The sequence below is a fragment of the Dendronalium phyllosphericum CENA369 genome, from assembly GCF_016056275.1.
GTDB classification, from domain to species: domain Bacteria; phylum Cyanobacteriota; class Cyanobacteriia; order Cyanobacteriales; family Nostocaceae; genus Dendronalium; species Dendronalium phyllosphericum.
Map to the genome: position 1 here is coordinate 3,099 of NZ_JAECZA010000019.1, position 19,417 is coordinate 22,515.

A 19,417-nucleotide genomic window follows, 5' to 3' on the forward strand; every position below is an offset into this window, starting at 1 on the left:
TTAGGGGTTGGGGATTGAGGACTGGGGATTAAGAAACAGTACTAGGTACTAATAGTTAGCGATTGGGTATTAGGTACTTAGCATAAGGAATTGGGCATAAGTGATAAAGGCTGACGAATGAGGGATTATGAATTTCAGATTGGGGGGCAAGGGAATTATATCCTAGTCCCTAGTCCCTAGTCTTGATCGCCAGTCGCCAGTCGCCAATCCCCAGTCCCTAAACCAGCAACGGTCTAAATCCGTGTTTCACTGATGCTTTACCAATTTGCTCCATTTTGTCTACGGTAATCTGATTGCGCCCCCAAGAAAAGTTCGTATATAACTTCTCAAATTCCAGCAACATTGATTCGGCAAAACAAGCAAATAACTGGCGTGCTGGCACTTCCATATTGACGATTTTCATAATTTTCCAGTCAATATCTAGAGAATGCTCTACAATACCACCATTTAACACATAGACATCAGGGTGCTGAATTTTAGTAGCTAAATTTTTAGGATACCCTCCATCAATTAGCAGGCAGGGTTTCTTCAAAATATTGGCATCTATTTCCACGCCTTTAGGCATACTGGCAACCCAAACTACAATATCAGCTTGGGGTAGTGCCTCGTCTAAAGTCATGATTTTTCCTCGCCCCAGTTCAGCTTGTAACTCTATGAGACGTTCTTGGTTGCGGGCTATCAGCAAGAGTTCCTTAACATCTGTTCTAGCATCTAGCCAGCGTGTAACTGCACTACCAATATCCCCAGTTGCCCCACAGATAGCAACCGTCGCATTCTTCAAATCAATTCCAATCTTTTTGGAAGCTTGTTCTACCTGCCGACAAATAATGTAGGCAGTGTGGGTGTTTCCTGTGGTGAAACGTTCAAACTCAAGTTTAATATTGCGGACTTGGCCAAACTGCTCTAATTTAAAGTTTTCAAAAATAATTGAGGAAAACCCTCCCAGAGCAGTGATGTTGATGCCATTCTTTTGGGCATGGGCCATGGCATTGAGTATTTTACGCGTTGCTGCCTTGATGCGGCGATTGGCCAGCATCTCAGGCAAAAAACAAGATTCTACATACCGTCCTTCAATTGTTTGTCCAGTGACACTGGTAACGGTAATATTATCGACAATTTGTGGCGGGGCGCTACACCAAAAATCTAAACCTTGATCGGCATATTCTGGGTAGCCTAACTCTTGAGCTACCGCTTGAGCGTGTTCTAAACTCGTCAGATGTCCAATTAGACCAAACATGTAGTGATGTGCTAGGCGTGTGCTGCGATGAAAGCGAGTAATCATTAGTACGGGCGAACGACCGTTCGCCCGTACAGGAGTGAGGAGTAATACTCATAATTTCTCACTCCTAATTTTGCTAGGCGGCTGTGAGTCCGTAGGCTGACAAGCGCATAATATCTCTAGTGGTGAAGCCAATATTACTAAGAGCTTCTCCGTATTGAATCATAAAGTCTTCCACTAAAGCATCTTTCTCCATTGCCAAAGTTTGGGCATCGTCTGCTACTTCGTTGAGCATTTTCCAAACAATTGGTAGGTTTTGGCGATTTGCCTCTTCTAGTTCAACTTTGGATTCAGCAAAATTTTCTTTTAACCAAACTTCGCCAAAGTTAAGATGGCTGTATTCATCTTTGACGACTCCCTCAGTAATTTTCCGAGCAAAATCATCAGCAACGGGTATATAAATGTTGTATGCTGCTATGGCAAAACATTCAATAATCAAAGATTGAATTAACAAGCAAGTGACGACTTTACCTTCTGCTGCTGCTTTTTGAAAATTGCTGTGTAGTCCAGCAAAAAACTTTTGAGCAAATTGCAAATCAGGTTCTACTTGAAGATTGCGCCCACAGGCTTCAAAGCCTTTTTTATGGCGACTTTCCATTTTAGATAAGCGAATCAATGCGTCTTGATGTGCAGGCAGCAGTTCGGCTAGTTTGATGTAATTCTCGTGGGCTTCTTGTTCCCCTTCAATCACGATCGCATTTATACGGCTGTAAGCATCTTTGTATTTTTCGCTTTTAAAATCAATTTCCAATTCGCCTGCTAACTGCTGCATAGTACGTTTACTCCTGTAAACCTGAATCATTTGATACCAGAACTTAATTTACCTGATGAATTCAAGGTAATAAGTACTGTGATTTAATTTAACTTAACAAGTTCCTATGTTATAGATTAGCTGTTGCTGGGGGCGATGCTCTAGTACTAGAGAAATAAATGCTTTGAAGTTCAACTCATGTCTCAAGAAAACTGGAATCTGAAATTAGCCAATTTTTTCAGCCTAGGAGTCCTACTGCTAGGAGCATTTATTGTTTTATTACCATTGTTTGTGGTATTCATCACCTCTTTCACACCTCCAGGAAACGCCTTAGAAATTTTTCCGCAAAATAATTGGTCTTTAGCTAATTACCGCGATGCATGGCAGCGAGGTAAATTTTTGCTGGCGTTTGCTAATTCTACCGTAGTGGCGATCGCTGTGACTGCCTTTCAGATAGTCACTTCAGCATTAGCAGGTTACGCTTTAGCGCGGCTGAAATTTCGCGGCAAGCAAGCGCTGTTATTAGTTGTCTTGGCAACTTTAGTTATTCCCTTTCAGTTGTTGGTGATACCGATTTTTTTGGTACTGAAGTGGGGACACTTGATAAACACCTACGGGGCGCTAATTTTACCGACTGCTGTCAACGGCTTTGGCATTTTCTTGTTACGTCAGTATTTCCAGACAATTCCTGTGGAATTGGAAGAAGCCGCAGCCATAGATGGGGCGAACCGATTACAAATTTTGTGGCGGGTAATGTTACCTTTAGCACGTCCAGCTTTGGTAACGCTGTTTCTATTCGCCTTTATTGGAGAATGGAACGATTTATTTAAGCCTTTGGTATTCACAACCCGCCCAGAATTAAGAACTGTGCAGTTGGCATTGGCAGAATTTCAAGAACAATTTACAAATAATTGGCCCTTGATGATGGCGGCGATAACAATCGCCACGGTTCCGGTGATGGTATTATTTCTTATCGGTCAGCGTCAGTTTATTCGCGGAATTGCGGCTACGGGTATTAAGAATTAGTGAAGAGTAGAGGCAATATTTTGTAACTTTTATGTTGCTAACTACCTATCTAATTCAGTAGATAATGTCCAAGCCATCTGGATGCGTAGGACGCAGTATTTGGCCCAGGTATCGTTAACCTTGGAACGCGAGTAATCAACACTCAAGGGAAAGTAACAAATGAAGAGTGCTTGTTACTCAGCGAGAAGTTGCGTGCGGGGGTTCCCCCCGTTGAGCAAACTTCGGTGACTCAGCACTCAGCACTGAGTTTCGTAAATAAAGATGTGGTGAAGATAAGAGCTGAGTCTGTGAGTTTGTCAAACAGGCTTGGAAGTATGAAAGTTAGAGAGGTATCAATTACTGAATCCTCTTGAATAAAGAACGTTTAGCAGCCAGACTAGTGAAAACCTTGAGAACTTCAGCAAAAAATTATAAAGCTTTGTTAAAGACTGCGTAATTCTTACAAGCCAGATTGAGTAATTAATTAAGTGTGAATTAGAGGAAGCTTGAGAAGTTTACTTCTTTGGTCATTCTCTAAACTCTATATTCTTTAATTACCAGAATTGACTCATAGAATTCACGTTAATTCCTAGATTACATATAAGTTCATACAACTATCAGTCTGTAAGGAAAGTAAAACTCATGGAATCTCAAACATCACAACAAATAGTCGTTGATTCTCAAACATTGGATCGGTTCAAAGACGAGATACAGCAGGAAATAAGTGAGGCACTGAAAAATTCTAATATAAGCAAGGTGTTAGGAGAAAAATATGGGATTTCATCAGAAGAGAATGTCTTGAAAATTCAATGTAGTATTCAAATAAATCAATCCAGTTTGAGTGAGACAAATCATTCACTACAAATTCCAGGTAAGCATATTGTGCTTTTGGATTGTATGTTGCCTAATGGAACTGTAATTCCTTGTTAATAAACCTTTAAATATGTATGTCCTAAATGATTTGTAAGATTATTTCTTTAAATTATCAGCAATTTTCTGTTTTGGTAGATAGTACAAAAAATAATTTTTGCAAATCAGATAGGACAAGTATATTTATAAATTAATAGATGATATTGCATGATTTTGAGAAAAAGTAATAATGCCGCTATAAAAAACGAATTTTTTATTATTAATGTTATAAAATTTAATTTTAATTCCAATTAAACCAGATTTCAACCGTTAAGTAAAAAATATTGTGGTTCATAATCGTTATTTTTAGTTAAGTGAAATATAGTTTTATGTTAAATTTTATTAATAAATAAAATAGAGATTACCAATTTCAATGTACTCTACATTAATAAAATTGTTACAGATGTAAGTTCTGTTCAACAGTTATCAATTTTGAGAAAAGGTGTAATCTCAAGTATGAGTAATATTTTGTTTCGGGTAAAAAGTGTAGGAGTAGCAATTTGCGGTTTATTAGCTTTCTATGGAAACTCTGCTATTGCTATAATTAACCCAGATACTACTCAATTTAATAATTTGAATCAATCTAAAATTAACAGGATAGAAAAGGATAATATCTTAGGAGAGAATATCCTTAAAATTAGCTCTGTAAGCACAGCCCACTTCAACTCTTTTGTAAACCTTGACGGTTCGTGTGTAGTCAGTACGGTCAATACTCCGAACTTTGTCAATAATATAAACTTTAGTCCGACAATTTCCCCACAAAATCTAAATTACTCTAACTGCAACAAGTTACTCAAAAACTACGGCTCAGAGCAAATTCTAGACAAAAAAGATGGTGAAAATAAACAAATTACCGATGATTCAATAGTAATTCCATCAAAGCCCATTCTAATAGCGGATTGCTGGTCAGTACAACTGCAAAATTGGGTTCCTTGTGGGCGGTAAGCCTTAACTGTAACATGAGTTCGACGGATAGGAAAGCGCAAAAAGCTTGCTATGTATGAATTTGCTGAACAGGGAATTCACAGCAGCGATCGCTGCCGTTGTAGCGATCGCTACAATTGATTGAGAAGTAGTTAAAAAGTCATAAAAAACGCCGAGACTAAGAATATCTAAGAAAAATATGATAATACCAAGCTTAACTAAATTTTGGTAAATAGCGAATTGCAAATTACTATATTTTAAAATATTATACTTAACATTAGATTAGCACCACTATTACTCATTAACTGGTACTTCTTTTGAATAGTTTAATATGTACGTATGAGTAATCTTTTGATCTGGTTTCAAAGGTTAGGAGCAGGAGCTACAATAGGCGGTGCAATTATTTTTTCTGTCAACTCTGCTACTGCCCAAGTTATACAGGATGCCACTTTACCTATTAATTCTCAAGTTACAACACAAGAAAAGATTTTAAATATTAAAGGTGGAACACGGAGTGGAAACAATTTGTTTCACAGTTTTGAGCAGTTTTCTGTACCTTATGGGATTACAGCTTACTTTAAAAATACCGGAGATATTCAAAACATTATTAGTCGGGTAACGGGCAAGTCTATTTCTAATATTGAAGGCATCCTGAAAGCAGATGGCATAGCCAATCTATTTTTAATTAATCCCAACGGAATTATTTTCGGTTCCCATGCTTCTTTAGACATTGGTGGTTCATTTATTGCAAGCACAGCGACTAGTGTTAACTTTGCCGATGGTACTAAGTTTAGTACCACAGTTCCCCAAGCTACAACTTTGCTAACAATGAGTATTCCCGTTGGTTTACAGTTTGGAGCAACTGCAAATCCTATCCGCAATCAATCCCAAGCTAGTCCAGGTGGTGCAACCACTGTTTTCGGTGAACCCGTTGGTCTACAAGTAAAACCACACAATACTCTGATGCTTTTAGGCGGTGATGTAGTACTGGAGGGAGGAAATTTAACAGTAGAGTCAGGAAACATTGAATTAGGAAGCGTTGCTAGTAATAGCTTAGTTACGCTCAACTCAACTAACCAGGGTTGGGTACTAGGATATGAAGGTGTGCAGAATTACCAAAATATTAAGCTTATTCAGCGAGTTGCTAATGGTTCTGAAGTTGGCTCTATCGTAGATGGCAGTAGCCAAAATAATGGTAGTAGTGTTCAGGTGCGAGGCAACTCCGTAGAACTTATTGGTCGTCTTGTACGCTTAAGAAGTCAGACAAAAGGTATTGGAAATGGTGGAGACTTAAATATTACTGCCAGAAAATTAATTATTCAAGATGGTGCACAAGTTGGCACTTCTACCACAGGTAAAGGAACAGGAGGAAGTGTGATTGTGGATGCTGATGAGTCAGTACAGTTAATCGGTAGTGCTACTTTACGAAACACTATTAGCGCATTGTTGAGTACAACTTTTGGTGATGGGAACGCGGGAAACCTTACGATTAATACTGCGAAGTTGAGTATCCAAAATGGAGCAGAAATATCATCAGGATCTACTGGCAATTTTTTGAACTCATCTCCTCCTTTGCTATTTCAACCGGCCACAGGGGAAGGAGGAAATTTAAATATCACAGCTTCCGAATCTGTAGAGCTAATTGGAACCTCACCAACAGGTTCTCCTAGCAGCTTGTTGGCTAGAACTCTAGGTTCTGGAGAAGCTGGAAAAGTGACAATCACTACAGGAAAATTGACTGTTCGAGACGGGGCTGCAATCAATGTCAGTAGTCAACTCCCACTACCTATCTTTATCTACTTGGGAGATGCAAGTAATTTAGGGAAAGCAGGCGAACTCAATGTAACCGCTAATTCTATTCAGCTAGACAACAAAGGAAAACTCACATCTAATAGTGAGTCAGGTCAGGGCGGAAATATTACTCTACAGGTTCGAGACTTATTATTGATGCGCCGTGATAGTCAAATATCAACTAATTCAGGTAAGTCAGGCACTGGTGGGAATGGCGGTAACATCAAAATTGATGCACCTAATGGTTTAATATTCGCGGTTCCTTTGAACAATAGCGATATTACAGCCAATGCTTTTTTTGGCTCTGGCGGTCAGATTACAATCAACGCTGATAGTCTATTTGGGTTTGTGCAACGCGATCGCGCTAACTTAGCAAATATATTAAGCACCAATAAACCAGAGGAACTCAACCCCAATAGAGTACCAACCAATGACATTACGGCGTTTTCTCAGGAAAACCCTTCTTTAAGTGGCTCGGTAGAAATTAACTCACCAGATATCGATCCCAGTCAAGGATTAGTGGAACTACCCCAAAATGTAGTTGATGCTTCAAGGCAAATCGCTGCTGGCTGTAATGCTGGAAAGACAGCGAGGGCTTCATTTACTACTATAGGGCGTGGAGGAATAGAATCTAGTCCCACAGATGCATTGATGAGTGATGCGGTGCTAGCAGATTGGATTTCACCAGAAACGCTGGATGAGAATCGTGTCAGTAAATCACCAACTACACAAGCTATGTTACCAAAAGTCAAATCTACCAATGCTTCTACTCCAATTGTAGAAGCTCAAGGATGGGTTTTGGATAGCAATGGTAACGTGGTTCTTGTCGCCCAAGCACCCACCACAATACCCCATAGCCCAGCACTAAATCCTGCATCCTGTGCGGTTCGCTAGGGAGTGATATCATGTCCAGCTAAATGGTTACGATAAGAGTGACGCAAAGACAAAGGGGAGATGAGGGAGATGAGGGAGATGAGGGAGATGAGGGAGATGAGGGAGATGAGCGAGCAAGAGGAATGACAACTGACCACTGACAACTGACAACTGACCTCAAGTCAATATCGCCAAATCTTAATTGCACCATCATTACTACTACTAATAATGCTCCTGCCATCTGGACTAAAAGCGATCGCATGAATTAAATCTAAATGTCCAGTGAGTGTTTCAATTAGTTGTCCGTTGCCCATATCCCACAATTTGATGGTTTTGTCTCGACTACCGCTAACCAAGAGATTATTTTGCGGGCTAACGGCAACAGCACTCACCCAGTCAGAATGTCCAGCTAGGCTACGAATCATTGTGCCGCTTTCTAGATGCCAGAGGTGAATTGTTTTATCTCGACTGCCACTAACTAAAGTTTGACTATCTGGACTAATGGCAACGCTATAAACCCAGTCTAAATGTCCGGTAAAGGTGCGAATGAGTTTGCCGTTGAGTAGGTTCCAAACTTTAATTGTGTTGTCCCAACTGCCACTAGCTAGTATTTGACCGTCAGGGCTGATGGCTAGGGTGTGAACTGAATTAGAATGCCCGGTAAGATTGCGAATTAGTTGCCCGGTGGGTAGATTCCAGACTTTGACAATGTTATCACGACTGCCACTGACTAAAGTTTGACCGTCTGGACTGAGGGCGATCGCATTTACGCGATCGGAATGTCCTTTAAGTTTGCGAAGCTGTTTGCCGCTACTCCAATCCCACACCTTGATAGATTTGTCCAAACAGCCGCTGATGATTGTCTGCCCATCGCGGCTAAAGACTATGGAAGTATACCAAGTTGTCTCGCGTTTCAATAATCCCGATGGCAAAGTCAGGGTACTCTTAAGATTGCCATTGTCTAAATGCCACAGCTTAATTGTATTGTCATCGCTGCCACTGGCAATGGTTTGACCGTCCGGACTAATGGCGATGGAACGCACGGAAGCCGCATGACCTGTGAGAGTGTGAATACATCGCCAACCTGGAATTCTCGGCGCTGTTTTCGGTGGTTTAGTTATAATTGTGGGCGGAACCTCAGCAGGTGAATTGCTGCTATTAATATCTTGTAGGACTTGCTGAACTGATTGATAGCGATCGCCTACTCGGTCTTTGAGTAGTTTATCTAAAATTGCCACTAGCTGGTTGCTAATGGTTATATCTGCACTCGATAGCTGTTCTTGCCATAACCAGCGAGACTCCCAAGCATTGTAGAGATTAGAAGGATGCATTCCCGTCATTAAATGCAAACAAGTCGCACCCAATGAGTAGAGGTCGCTAGCTGGATAGGCTTCGCCAAAGCGCATTTGTTCGTCTGGGGCATACCCTGGCGTACCAGCCATTGTACCCCGCGCGCCGCTGATAATTGTACCGCTTGCTTGTTTTGAAACTCCAAAATCAATTAATACTAAGGCGCGATCGCTTTGGCGACGCATAATATTTTCCGGCTTGATATCTCGATGAATCACTCCATGTTCGTGAATGAATTTCACCACTGGCAATAAATCGGCTAAAAGCTGCCAAATCTGGCTTTCATTAAAAGTTCCGTGACTTTCTAATTCATTTAATAAATTCTCGCCATCAACGAGTTCTTGCACCAAATACAGCCGTTTATCTTGTTCAAAATAAGCTTGGAGATTGGGAATGCGATCGTGCTTTCCTAGTTCGTATAGCCGAATTGCTTCTTGATTAAATAGTTCAATTGCCTTGTTTAGCGCTTGCGAGTTTCCTTGAATTTCTGGCGACGGAGAAAATTGCTTAATTACGCAGACTTCATTTAATCTATCTTTATCGACTGCACGGTAAGTTTTGCCAAATCCACCCTCACCCAATTGACTGATAGCTTGATATCTTTGTCTTAGCAGTAGTTTTGTCCCGCAGTTAAGGCAAAAATTTGCATTAGCAGGATTCTGGGGTTTATAGCAATCGGGATTGAGGCAGTAAGTCATACTTTGGCAGGTAGTTAGCAGGAGTATTATGAAGCCTCTATCAATTCGCTAAACATAGTAACAATTTGATAATACCTTATTTAATACACTATTCTCATGTAGCAATTTTAAATCATTCGTGAAATTCTTGATTTATTCTTACTTTGTCTATTTCATTGTTTGTCAAAAAGCATTTTTTAACATAAATAATATAGGAGTTTTATATATTATTTTTACTCAAAAAATCAATGATAATTAACAACCATAGAACTACACCAAATATCATCCACCCAATTTCCCTACCTGTAAAAGATTCATTTATTGGCAAATTTTGTTGCTGTTCCCAGTAATAGTTAAGTGCCTTCACAACAGTTAACAAGGGAATAAAACTAAATAATGATATTAGCCACCAGGGTTCTGGTAATCTTGCTAATACTACAAGTATCCAATAAAATAGTGTCACCTGAAAAGGTGAAGCTTTAACTCTATATCCTTGTTCTTCAGCTAAAGCAAAAACTTTTTGGCATAAACTGTACAAATAAAAAGGCAAAAACCAAGACCGAAACCAAGAGCTAATGTTCAAATGTTCGCGTTCTTTAATAAATTGCCATTGCTTATGTGCCCAAGGCAGTTGATAAATTCCCCAAGTAAAAACATATAAAGTGCAAAATTTCCAAATAGGCATTACATGAGAAAATTTAGTTTGATTCATATTTTTATGTAATCCATATTTAGAATTTCTCTTAACAGTTGGGCTACGTAAAGATTTATATACTTTTATTTACCTTTTACACCTCTACTCCTTTGCACAAAAGTGATTTTTATATCAGTGTTTCAGCGGATACTATTAGAGAAAATTATTGCATATAAGGTAATGCGATCGCTCCATAAAGAACAACAAAATTATAAAGAATTCACAAACTTTTGAATTCCCCTATATTGCAGATAATCATTAATAGCCTTAATTGCAGCCAAGCTTCTCTAATTAGTCTCTTGGATTTGCAGGCGGACAGTATGTTCGGTAGTACCACTTAGTTGCAGTTCCATAACTTCACCACCAAGGGGTTCGATACAAGTGAGAAGCGATCGCAAATTTGGCGTACTTGCACCGGTATCCACATACAGCCTGTCTGCTAAATTACCAATACGTTTCCAAGTCATGTATAACTTGGCAATAGTTTGTTCGATCTGCGAGGCTTGATTTACCAAGTCAGCGGCTACACTCAAACAGCCAACTCTTTGCGCTTCTTCTAAAGCTGTTTCGATATCAACATCTTCTTGCGCTAAAGCTTGGACTTGGGCGGCAGATTTGAGATATTTTGCTAATTGACGTGCTTCAGTAGTTACTTGTTTGAGGGTGTCAACATCGGGATTAGCGGCAATTTCCTTTTGGATAAATTTTTGGTGCGATTCTGGCAGTTTCTCCATTTCCTTCACCAAAGGAGCAATGTAGCGTGGAGGAAGGGTATTATCTGCTGCTTTTATTTTCACTGGTTCGGGTAGCAACTCCGAAGACATAGCCGTCCATTCGTCGGTGAGTTGACGCACTTCCCGCCTGGTGATGCGATCGCCTTTTTGGGCGGCTTCACTTACCATCTGTTGCACTTCTGGGGCTGCTTTAGAGGTTTCGACAAAGGCCCGTTTACTAAAATTATTCACTGCACTTGGATCGAGTCTGCCTTCTTCTAAGAGAGTATCAGCACTATTAGCCAGTTGAATCCAAGCATAAGCCTGACTTTTACTAATTTCCCGTTCTTTGAGCCATCTGAGAAAACCAGTACCTCGACCGTCGCCACCCATTTTCTCCCTGTCGCGGATAGCGCGTAAAATTCGCCCCCGCCAGATTTCCGTTTGCAAATCGAAGCGATCGCATACTTGCCAAGCTACATCAAGCTGCTGTTGAAAATCTGACTCTGGAATTTGTTCGTCTTCTGGATCTGGTAATTCAAAGGTTAAGTCGGCAGGCTGTTGCAGAGCCGCAGCAAGGTCGTTGATAGAATCGGTATCTGGCACGATTGATGGCTTAGTGTATGCGACCGGCTTATTATGCCACAATCTGAGTGCTTCGGTGGAGAGATAAACTTAAATTTCAGCTAATTTACTTATATCAATTATTACTTTATTACTAGATAAGGATTGTTTCTGTATCGAGTAGGATGCCAAAAGTAAAATTATCAAGCTAGGATATACACTCAACTATATTGTTGCCTAATCTGCACCACTGTTGTGATTAATCAACATTCCGAAAACCTCCTGAATACAGAATTAGAAAAAATATCAGACGCAGGCTATAAATTTAGCTGGTTTGATTGGTTTTGCCTTTGGTATCCTCCTGGCTGGCTGATTTTATTCAATCGCCACTGGCAGCACTATCATCAAGATCCCGATGGTTGGAATTGGCTAGAATACGGGTTATTTTTGTTTCCGTTTGGATTTTATCTAGCACTATTAAGTCGATGGTTGCGTTTGGGTTGTCGTTCGCCTCGCAGAGAAATTGGTGAATTTAATCCCAAATATCAAGAAGCTTTTAGTCAAGAAATTTTAGCTGCGATCGTTAAATACTATTTTCGCGGAGAATTACAACAAATTGAGAACTTGCCACAAACAAGAGCGATGATTGTGGCAATGAATCATGCAGGGATGTGTTTTCCTTGGGACTTTATCACTTTAGGTTATTTATTAGGCGAAGCACGAGGATGGACAGTGCAACCCTTAGCAAGTCCAGTATTATTTGAGCATCCTTGGATGATTTGGTGGTTGCCACCTAAATGGTCGCAAGTTTTAGGTGGTGTGCGGGCAGAGTTAAGCGATTTTGAAGCAGCTGTTGCCCAAGATAAAACTATTTTATACGCACCAGAAGGTTTACGCGGCCCCTTAAAAGGGTGGAGTCAACGCTATCAATTGCAAAAGTTTGATATCAGCTTTATGCAGTTAAGCGATCGCTATCACATTCCCATTCTCCCAGTTCTCTGCATCGGTAGCGAATCATTACATCCTTGGACTGTTAATCTCAAAAAATTGCAACGATTATTCAAATTACCATTCTTACCTGTATCGCCTTTGATGATTGCCTTGATTTTATTTCCCTCAATGGGAGTTTGGGCAATGAAAACCCGCCTGCGTTACTTCATCCAGCCTTTAGAAAACGATATTAATTCCGTAAAAGACCGTACAGCACTCTATCAACAAGCACAACAATTGCGAGAAAAACTGCAAACTCAAATTAATCAATTGTTGAATACTATAAAAACCATAAGGCAATGAGTAGAGAGGAAAACTGAAGACAAGCGTTTTCCTATATATCTCAATTACGAATTAGTATGTTTCTAATGAGGCAGCGCCAAAGCGATAGCCTTTACCGTAAACAGTGTGAATTAATGGAGTTTCTTTACCGACCTCAATCTTACGACGCAGCAGGCGAATTAATGCCGCAATGACATTGCTATTTGGTTGTTCGCCATCTTGCCACAGATTTTGCAAAATTTGGGCGTGAGTCAAAAGCTGTCCGGCGTGTTCCATAAAGTATTGCAGCAGCTGGCTTTCCTTTTGGGACAGTTCAATTATCCGGCCTTGGCGATAGGCTATTTGGTTTTCGCAATCGAGTTCTAAATCAGCTACAGTCAACCTTCCAGTTGTAATTTCATAGCTTTGTGAACCAGAACGCCGCAATAAAGCCCGAACTCTAGCTAGCAATTCCCGCAATTCAAAAGGTTTCACTAAATAGTCATCCGCACCAGCATCTAAACCTTCTACGCGATCGTCTAAAGTATCTTTAGCTGTAAGAAACAGAACGGGAGTAGTTTTGCCTTGACGGCGCAATTGCCGACAAATCTCTAACCCCGTCTTTCCTGGCAGCATCCAATCTAAAATTAATAAGTCGTAATTGCCTGCTTGTACGAGTTCGCTGCCACTTGTCCCATCATAAGCGGCATCCACAGTGTAACCTTCACGAGTTAACAAACGGCTCAAAGGCTCAGTTAATTCAACTTCATCATCAACTAATAAAATTCTCATACTGCTTATGGTAAGCATATAGAGATATTCTCAATATAATCAATCGCCAAGTCACGAAGGACACTGAGAAAAAGAATGCTGACTGTTGCATTGCCAAAAGGGGAACTACTCAAAAATAGCATCCGCCTGCTGCAAGCTGTAGGATTAGATTTTAGTGCTTTTTTAGATTCGGGAACTCGCCAACTTCAAATTCCTGATGCTAGCGGACAAGCAAAAGCTCTGTTGGTAAGGGCACAGGATGTCCCTGTTTATGTAGAGTATGGTCAGGCACAACTAGGTATTGTCGGTTATGACGTACTGCGAGAGAAACAGCCCCAAGTTGCACACTTGGTTGATTTGCAGTTTGGGTATTGCCGGATGTCGGTGGCTGTCAAAGCATCAAGTCCTTACAAATCACCTTTAGATTTGCCGCCTCACGGTCGAGTTGCTTCTAAGTATGTGAATTGCGCTCGTGAATATTTTCAAAATTTGGATTTACCTATAGAAATAGTACCGCTGTATGGTTCGGTAGAACTCGGCCCAATTACAGGGATGTCAGAGGCAATTGTAGATTTAGTTTCTACAGGGCGGACATTGCGGGAAAATGGCCTGATTGAAATTGCCACTTTATATGAAAGTACAGCACGGTTGATTGCTCATCCCTTGAGTTATCGCCTGAACACAGGTAATCTCAGCGATTTGATTAGCAAGTTACGGGAGGCACTTTTGATACCAGTTTAATTTTTCAGGGGATGAGGGAGATGAGAAAGTGATTCGTAGGCTGACATTTGCGCCCATCAACCTGAAGTTTCAAGTTCCAAGCCACTCCCCTCATCCATGTTTCAAGTGCATCAGTCTTGAATTTGTCTACACTAGAATTACTGCGATCGCAAAAGTTGGAGAAAAGTTGGGGACGAGTACTTTTGCCATTGTGCATGTATCCTTTAGTAAAAATCTCAAAAATCCCCTGCAAAGTCGCAAGCAAAGGGATAATTCCTTAACCGAAAAAAGACTTAGCCAGGCTTTGAGCATTCAAAATACTTAATAAACCTTTTTAACACTTTTTAATAAAAATTAATGAAATCTAAATTTAATACTGATAACGAGGCTCAGAGACTTGAAGCTCTGCGCCAATATCAAATTCTGGACACTGAACCTGAAGAACCTTATGACAACCTTGTTCAGTTAGCTGCTTTTATTTGTGGTACTTCTATAGCATTAGTAAATTTAATAGCTGAAGACCGTCAGTGGTTTAAGGCAAAACTAGGTTTAGATGTATCAGAAATGCCCCGTAATATAGGGTTATCTTACCTGTGTCTAGAGCGACGAGATATTGTCGTGGTTCCAGATACGCTAGCTGATGGAAATTTGGCAACAAATCCGGTAGTAACTGATTATCCCTATGCGCGTTTTTATGCAGGTGTACCCTTAGTGACTCCCAAAGGAGATATTGTCGGAACCCTCTGCGTACTCGACCAAACTCCACGGGAACTCAACCACAGACAAATGAACGCACTTCAGGCTTTAAGCCGCCAAGTGATTAGCCAGATGGAGCTAAGACGTAATTTAGCACAAGTGTCCCGCTTTGCAGAAGAACTCAAGCAAACAGAAACCGAATTAAAACGACAACACCTGCGATCGCAATTATTTGCCGAAATCACCCTGAAAATTCGTGAATCTTTAAAATTGCCGGAAATTCTCCAAACTACGGTTACTGAGGTACAAAAACTACTACACGCTGACCGAGTGCTGGTTTTTCGACTTCACACTGATGGTTCAGGTATGGTAGTACAAGAGGCGGTACTACCAGGTTGGCCTGTGGTTTTAGGACAAAACATTCTCGACCCCTGCTTTAAGGAAAGCTACATAGAGAAATATCGCCAAGGAAGGGTAAGTGCAATTGTAGACATTGAAACTGCTGATATCCAAGATTGTCACCGAGAATTTCTTCGGCAATTTGGTGTCAAAGCTAACCTCGTAGTGCCAATTCTCATCAGAGATGGTATTTGGGGCTTGCTTGTTGCCCATCAATGTGCCACACCTAGACACTGGAGCAGCTTTGAACTGGAGTTATTACAACACCTAGCAAATCAAATTGGTATTGCCCTTTCCCAAGCGCAAATGTTGGAACAAGAAACCCGCCAACGTGTAGAACTGACTCGTTCCAACGCAGAATTAGAACAATTTGCTTATGTAGCTTCCCATGATTTGCAAGAACCATTACGGATGGTAACGAGTTATTTACAGCTACTAGAGCGAAAATATAAAAGTCATCTAGACAGCAACGCCGAACAGTTTATTAACTACGCTGTAGATGGGGCACGCCGAATGCAGACCCTAATCAACGATTTATTAAACTATTCTCGTGTTAGTACCCGCGGACAACCTTTTGAGCAAGTTGATTGTCAAGTTATTTTCGAGCGGGCGATCGCAAATCTTAAAATTGCCATTGAAGAATGTGGCGGAGCGATCGTAATCGATCCTTTACCTGTAGTCATGGCCGATCCTACACAACTCGCACAGGTATTCCAAAATCTGATTGGCAATGCAATCAAATTTCGCACAGAACAGCCACCAAAAATTCATATTGGAGCAGTCAGGATAGGAGAGAAGGCTGGGGGAGATGGGGGAGATGGGGAACAACTTCTAACTCAGAACTCAGCACTCAGCACTCAGCACTCAGAACTCAGCAACGCCACTAGCTTCAACGGGGGGAACCCCCGCAACGCAGTGGCTCCTCAGCATTCAGAATGGCTCTTCTCAGTGCGCGATAATGGAATTGGCTTAGAAGCACAGTATGCCGAACGTATTTTTGTAATATTTCAACGCTTACACGGAAGAAGTCAGTACCCAGGAACTGGAATTGGTTTGGCAATTTGTAAGAAGATTATAGAGCGGCATGGTGGCCGTATCTGGGTTGAGTCAGAACCGGGTCAAGGCTCGACTTTCTACTTCACAATTCCAGATCGACCAAAGGAAAGCGCTGCGCTGGATTGGGGACTAGGGATTTGAAAAAAATTTAAATTTTTCACTCCAGTACCTAGTACTAAGTCCCCAATAATCCATTATCCATTGCCCCTAATCCCCTTTAAGGGTTCCGAGTTTCCCAATCCCAGTCCGATCGACTATCGTGAATAACACATCAACAATTATGCCTATAGAGGTTTTGTTAGTAGAAGACAATCCTGGCGATGCTCAACTCACGCGGCTCGCTCTGGAAGATAGCAAAATCTCAATTAACCTAAATGTGGTTGAAGATGGCGTAGAAGCAATGGCATTTTTGCGCAAACAAGCAAAATATACCAAAGTACCGCACCCGGATCTTGTACTGCTCGATTTAAATTTACCCAAAAAAGACGGGCGGGAAGTACTGGCAGAAATCAAAACCGATATTGCTCTCAGGCGAATCCCTGTAGTTGTTCTGACTACTTCTCAAGCAGAGGAAGATATTCTCAAAGCATATAACTTGGCTGCGAACTGCTATATAACTAAACCTGTTGACTTCGATCAGTTCGTTAAAATTGTACAATCCATAGAACATTTCTGGTTTGCGATCGTAAAACTGCCACCGGAGTGATGGCAATGGCAGGTGAACTTATTAAAGTCTTATTAGTTGAAGACAACCCTGGCGATGTCTTTTTATTGCAAGAGTTTTTAAAGGAAGTAACTACAGCTAGGGTAGAGTTACAGCCAGTTGAGCGGCTTTCTGAAGCGCTCGATCGCCTAGTTAATGATAGCTTCGATGTGATGCTGTTAGACCTGTCACTCCCTGATAGTCAGGGCATGGAAACCTTTGTCAGGGCAACACATTACGCAAAAGCAACTCCCATCATTGTACTTACTGGTATAGATGATGAAACTTTGGCACTACGAGCGATGCAGGAAGGAGCACAGGATTATTTAGTCAAAGGACAAGTAACTGGCGACTTACTAGTACGTTCCATGCGTTATGCAATCGAGCGGCAACGGGTGGAAGATGCGCTGCGACATAGTGAGGAGCGATTTCGAGTTGCCCTGAAAAACTCGCCAATTTTCGTTTTTAACCAAGACAAGGAGTTACGTTATACCTGGGTTTACAATCCCATTTCTGGATGGACAGCTGAGGAAATGTTGGGCAAGCATGATTTCGATCTGATTCAACTCAAAGATGCCCAGCGTCTTACTGCTATTAAACATAGCGTACTAACTAGCGGCATCGGAACTAGAGAGGAAGTATCGCTCGCCACTCCCCAAGGAATCCGCTATTACGATTTGACTGTTGAGCCATTACGCAACGAATTACAAGAAATTGTCGGTATAACTTGTGCCAGCATTGATATTAGCGAAAGACAAGCCGCACTGCGCGATCGCCAGCTGGCTGAAGAAAAAATCCGCGAACAAGCGGCATTATTAGATGTCGCTACTGATGCTATTTGCGTGCGCGATTTAGAAAATCAAATTCTGTTTTGGAATAAAGGCGCAGAAAATCTCTACGGCTGGAAAGCGCAGGAAGCTTGTGGCAAAAATATTGGCGAGTTGTTATTTAACGAACCTTCCACAGAAATCGAAGCCGCTTTGTTAAATGTCATTACTAAAGGAAAGTGGCAAGGCGAATTAACTAAAACTACTAAAACTGGTAGAGAAATTTTAGTTGCTAGCCGTTGGAGTCTGGTATCTGATATCTGGGGAAAACCAAAATCAATTCTCAGTGTTGATACAGATATTACTGAGAAGAAACAATTAGAAGCACAATTGTTTCGCGCCCAACGCCTAGAAAGTATCGGAACTTTAGCTAGCGGCATCGCTCACGATCTCAATAATATCCTGACTCCGATTCTGGCAGGAGCGCAACTCCTACCACTCAAATTTCCTCATGCTGATGAGCGGACTTTGCATCTGTTGGAGATTCTAGAAATCAATGCTAGACGCGGAGCCGATTTGGTCAAACAAGTGCTATCGTTTGCACGGGGTGTGGAAGGTAAACACATCACCTTGCAGATGAGACACCTAATCGTAGAAGTTGCCAAGATTCTCAAAGAAACATTTCCCAAATCTATTGAAGTTTCTATCGATGTTCCACATGAATTATGGATGGTGTCTGGAGATAGCACCCAACTCCATCAAGTCCTGATGAACCTATGCGTGAACGCCCGCGATGCCATGCCCAATGGTGGTAAGTTAACTATTTCTGCCCAAAATCTCTTGATTGATGAAAATTATGCGCGGATGAACCTGGAAGCTAACGTGGGGCCATACGTGGTGATGACTATCTCAGATACGGGAGTTGGCATTTCTGGGGAAATCTTAGATCGGATTTTCGAGCCATTTTTCACTACAAAACCAGTAGGACAAGGCACGGGATTGGGACTTTCTACTGTAATTGGTATCATCAAAAGCCACGGGGGTTTTGTAGATGTGCGTAGCGAGGTAGGAAGTGGTACTTACTTTCAGGTGTACTTACCAGCTGTAGGAGGAACGGAAACACTCTATACAGAAGAATTAGTACCACTCACAGGACATGGAGAATTGATTTTGGTTGTGGATGATGAACCTGCAATTCAAGATATTACTAAAACATCGCTGGAAACTTACCAATACCAAACCCTGATTGCTAGCGATGGCATTGAAGCGATCGCCCTATATGCCAAACACGCAGAAAAAATCAATGCCGTACTAATAGATTTAATGCTACCTTCGTTGGATGGCTTAACTGCGATTCGGACTTTGAAAAAAATTAACCCGCAGGTAAAAATTGTTGCTACTAGCGGACTGTTGTCAAGAAATAAGTTAGAGGCACTCGATCGCGCTGGTGTCGTTACTTTTTTATCAAAACCCTACACTGTCAATGAATTATTACTGACTTTACAGCGGGTACTATAAAAGTAT

Annotated in this window: 16 protein-coding genes; 9 read left to right on the plus strand and 7 right to left on the minus strand. The window is 41.1% G+C overall.

From position 1 onward, the window contains the following. Positions 1 to 217: 217 nt before the first annotated feature. Both I8752_RS07215 and I8752_RS07220 read right to left on the minus strand, forming a co-directional pair. Complete coding sequence (locus tag I8752_RS07215; protein WP_214431678.1) at positions 218 to 1,237, minus strand: long-chain acyl-[acyl-carrier-protein] reductase; 1,020 nt, start codon at positions 1,235 to 1,237, stop codon at positions 218 to 220. Between the two features lie 118 nt (positions 1,238 to 1,355). Beyond that, on the minus strand, positions 1,356 to 2,051 hold the full coding sequence (locus I8752_RS07220) for an aldehyde oxygenase (deformylating) (protein WP_214431632.1): 696 nt from the start codon (positions 2,049 to 2,051) through the stop codon (positions 1,356 to 1,358). Positions 2,052 to 2,228: 177 nt separating this feature from the next. Between I8752_RS07220 and I8752_RS07225 the strand changes: the two genes are divergently transcribed. From I8752_RS07225 to I8752_RS07240, 4 genes are all read left to right on the plus strand, one after another. Next, positions 2,229 to 3,056, plus strand: coding sequence for a carbohydrate ABC transporter permease (locus tag I8752_RS07225; RefSeq protein WP_214431633.1), 828 nt, complete (start codon positions 2,229 to 2,231; stop codon positions 3,054 to 3,056). Positions 3,057 to 3,677: 621 nt separating this feature from the next. Then, complete coding sequence (locus I8752_RS07230; RefSeq protein ID WP_214431634.1) at positions 3,678 to 3,965, plus strand: hypothetical protein; 288 nt, start codon at positions 3,678 to 3,680, stop codon at positions 3,963 to 3,965. A 435-nt stretch (positions 3,966 to 4,400) separates the two neighbouring features. Then, a complete protein-coding gene (locus tag I8752_RS07235) occupies positions 4,401 to 4,889 on the plus strand; it encodes a hypothetical protein (RefSeq protein WP_214431635.1) in 489 nt (162 codons plus the stop codon). 318 nt (positions 4,890 to 5,207) lie between these two features. Further along, entirely contained in the window at positions 5,208 to 7,553 is a 2,346-nt protein-coding gene (locus I8752_RS07240; protein ID WP_214431636.1) for a two-partner secretion domain-containing protein, read from the plus strand. Positions 7,554 to 7,714: 161 nt separating this feature from the next. On the opposite strand, the gene I8752_RS07245 is transcribed toward I8752_RS07240, so the two are convergent. The 3 genes from I8752_RS07245 to I8752_RS07255 form a co-directional block, all read right to left on the minus strand. Then, positions 7,715 to 9,580, minus strand: a complete 1,866-nt coding sequence (locus tag I8752_RS07245; RefSeq protein WP_214431637.1) for a serine/threonine-protein kinase — start codon at positions 9,578 to 9,580, stop codon at positions 7,715 to 7,717. 199 nt (positions 9,581 to 9,779) lie between these two features. Then, the gene (locus I8752_RS07250; protein WP_214431638.1) at positions 9,780 to 10,271 is read right to left on the minus strand and encodes a hypothetical protein; all 492 of its coding nucleotides are present in this window, start codon (positions 10,269 to 10,271) and stop codon (positions 9,780 to 9,782) included. Positions 10,272 to 10,540: 269 nt separating this feature from the next. Then, complete coding sequence (locus tag I8752_RS07255) at positions 10,541 to 11,572, minus strand: hypothetical protein (RefSeq protein ID WP_214431639.1); 1,032 nt, start codon at positions 11,570 to 11,572, stop codon at positions 10,541 to 10,543. A 213-nt stretch (positions 11,573 to 11,785) separates the two neighbouring features. On the opposite strand from I8752_RS07255, the gene I8752_RS07260 reads away from it, so the two are divergent. Then, positions 11,786 to 12,823, plus strand: a complete 1,038-nt coding sequence (locus I8752_RS07260; RefSeq protein WP_214431640.1) for a 1-acyl-sn-glycerol-3-phosphate acyltransferase — start codon at positions 11,786 to 11,788, stop codon at positions 12,821 to 12,823. A gap of 51 nt (positions 12,824 to 12,874) precedes the next feature. Here the strand turns inward: I8752_RS07260 and rppA are convergent, their stop codons facing one another. Beyond that, entirely contained in the window at positions 12,875 to 13,573 is a 699-nt protein-coding gene (rppA, locus tag I8752_RS07265) for a two-component system response regulator RppA (RefSeq protein ID WP_214431641.1), read from the minus strand. Positions 13,574 to 13,648: 75 nt separating this feature from the next. On the opposite strand from rppA, the gene hisG reads away from it, so the two are divergent. Next, positions 13,649 to 14,293, plus strand: a complete 645-nt coding sequence (gene hisG, locus I8752_RS07270; RefSeq protein ID WP_214431642.1) for an ATP phosphoribosyltransferase — start codon at positions 13,649 to 13,651, stop codon at positions 14,291 to 14,293. A 4-nt stretch (positions 14,294 to 14,297) separates the two neighbouring features. Here hisG and I8752_RS07275 read toward each other — a convergent pair whose 3' ends face one another. Next, complete coding sequence (locus I8752_RS07275) at positions 14,298 to 14,537, minus strand: hypothetical protein (RefSeq protein WP_214431643.1); 240 nt, start codon at positions 14,535 to 14,537, stop codon at positions 14,298 to 14,300. 92 nt (positions 14,538 to 14,629) lie between these two features. Here I8752_RS07275 and I8752_RS07280 point away from each other — a divergent pair, with 92 nt between their 5' ends. The 3 genes from I8752_RS07280 to I8752_RS07290 all read left to right on the plus strand — a co-directional run bounded on the left by I8752_RS07280 (position 14,630) and on the right by I8752_RS07290 (position 19,411). Beyond that, positions 14,630 to 16,564, plus strand: a complete 1,935-nt coding sequence (locus I8752_RS07280) for a GAF domain-containing sensor histidine kinase (RefSeq protein ID WP_214431644.1) — start codon at positions 14,630 to 14,632, stop codon at positions 16,562 to 16,564. A 139-nt stretch (positions 16,565 to 16,703) separates the two neighbouring features. Next, positions 16,704 to 17,129: a response regulator gene (locus I8752_RS07285; RefSeq protein WP_214431645.1), complete on the plus strand. Its 426-nt coding sequence runs from the start codon at positions 16,704 to 16,706 to the stop codon at positions 17,127 to 17,129. Positions 17,130 to 17,134: 5 nt separating this feature from the next. After that, positions 17,135 to 19,411, plus strand: coding sequence for a hybrid sensor histidine kinase/response regulator (locus I8752_RS07290; RefSeq protein WP_214431646.1), 2,277 nt, complete (start codon positions 17,135 to 17,137; stop codon positions 19,409 to 19,411). The last annotated feature ends 6 nt before the right edge of the window (positions 19,412 to 19,417 follow it).

What these genes read in the sequence shown, in the direction of transcription:
- I8752_RS07215 (WP_214431678.1), bottom strand. Translation starts at nt 1,237, where the DNA reads ATGTTTGGTCTAATTGGACATCTGACGAGTTTAGAACACGCTCAAGCG.
- I8752_RS07220 (WP_214431632.1), bottom strand. Translation starts at nt 2,051, where the DNA reads ATGCAGCAGTTAGCAGGCGAATTGGAAATTGATTTTAAAAGCGAAAAA.
- I8752_RS07225 (WP_214431633.1), top strand. Translation starts at nt 2,229, where the DNA reads ATGTCTCAAGAAAACTGGAATCTGAAATTAGCCAATTTTTTCAGCCTA.
- I8752_RS07230 (WP_214431634.1), top strand. Translation starts at nt 3,678, where the DNA reads ATGGAATCTCAAACATCACAACAAATAGTCGTTGATTCTCAAACATTG.
- I8752_RS07235 (WP_214431635.1), top strand. Translation starts at nt 4,401, where the DNA reads ATGAGTAATATTTTGTTTCGGGTAAAAAGTGTAGGAGTAGCAATTTGC.
- I8752_RS07240 (WP_214431636.1), top strand. Translation starts at nt 5,208, where the DNA reads ATGAGTAATCTTTTGATCTGGTTTCAAAGGTTAGGAGCAGGAGCTACA.
- I8752_RS07245 (WP_214431637.1), bottom strand. Translation starts at nt 9,580, where the DNA reads ATGACTTACTGCCTCAATCCCGATTGCTATAAACCCCAGAATCCTGCT.
- I8752_RS07250 (WP_214431638.1), bottom strand. Translation starts at nt 10,271, where the DNA reads ATGAATCAAACTAAATTTTCTCATGTAATGCCTATTTGGAAATTTTGC.
- rppA (WP_214431641.1), bottom strand. Translation starts at nt 13,573, where the DNA reads ATGAGAATTTTATTAGTTGATGATGAAGTTGAATTAACTGAGCCTTTG.
- hisG (WP_214431642.1), top strand. Translation starts at nt 13,649, where the DNA reads ATGCTGACTGTTGCATTGCCAAAAGGGGAACTACTCAAAAATAGCATC.
- I8752_RS07280 (WP_214431644.1), top strand. Translation starts at nt 14,630, where the DNA reads ATGAAATCTAAATTTAATACTGATAACGAGGCTCAGAGACTTGAAGCT.
- I8752_RS07285 (WP_214431645.1), top strand. Translation starts at nt 16,704, where the DNA reads ATGCCTATAGAGGTTTTGTTAGTAGAAGACAATCCTGGCGATGCTCAA.
- I8752_RS07290 (WP_214431646.1), top strand. Translation starts at nt 17,135, where the DNA reads ATGGCAGGTGAACTTATTAAAGTCTTATTAGTTGAAGACAACCCTGGC.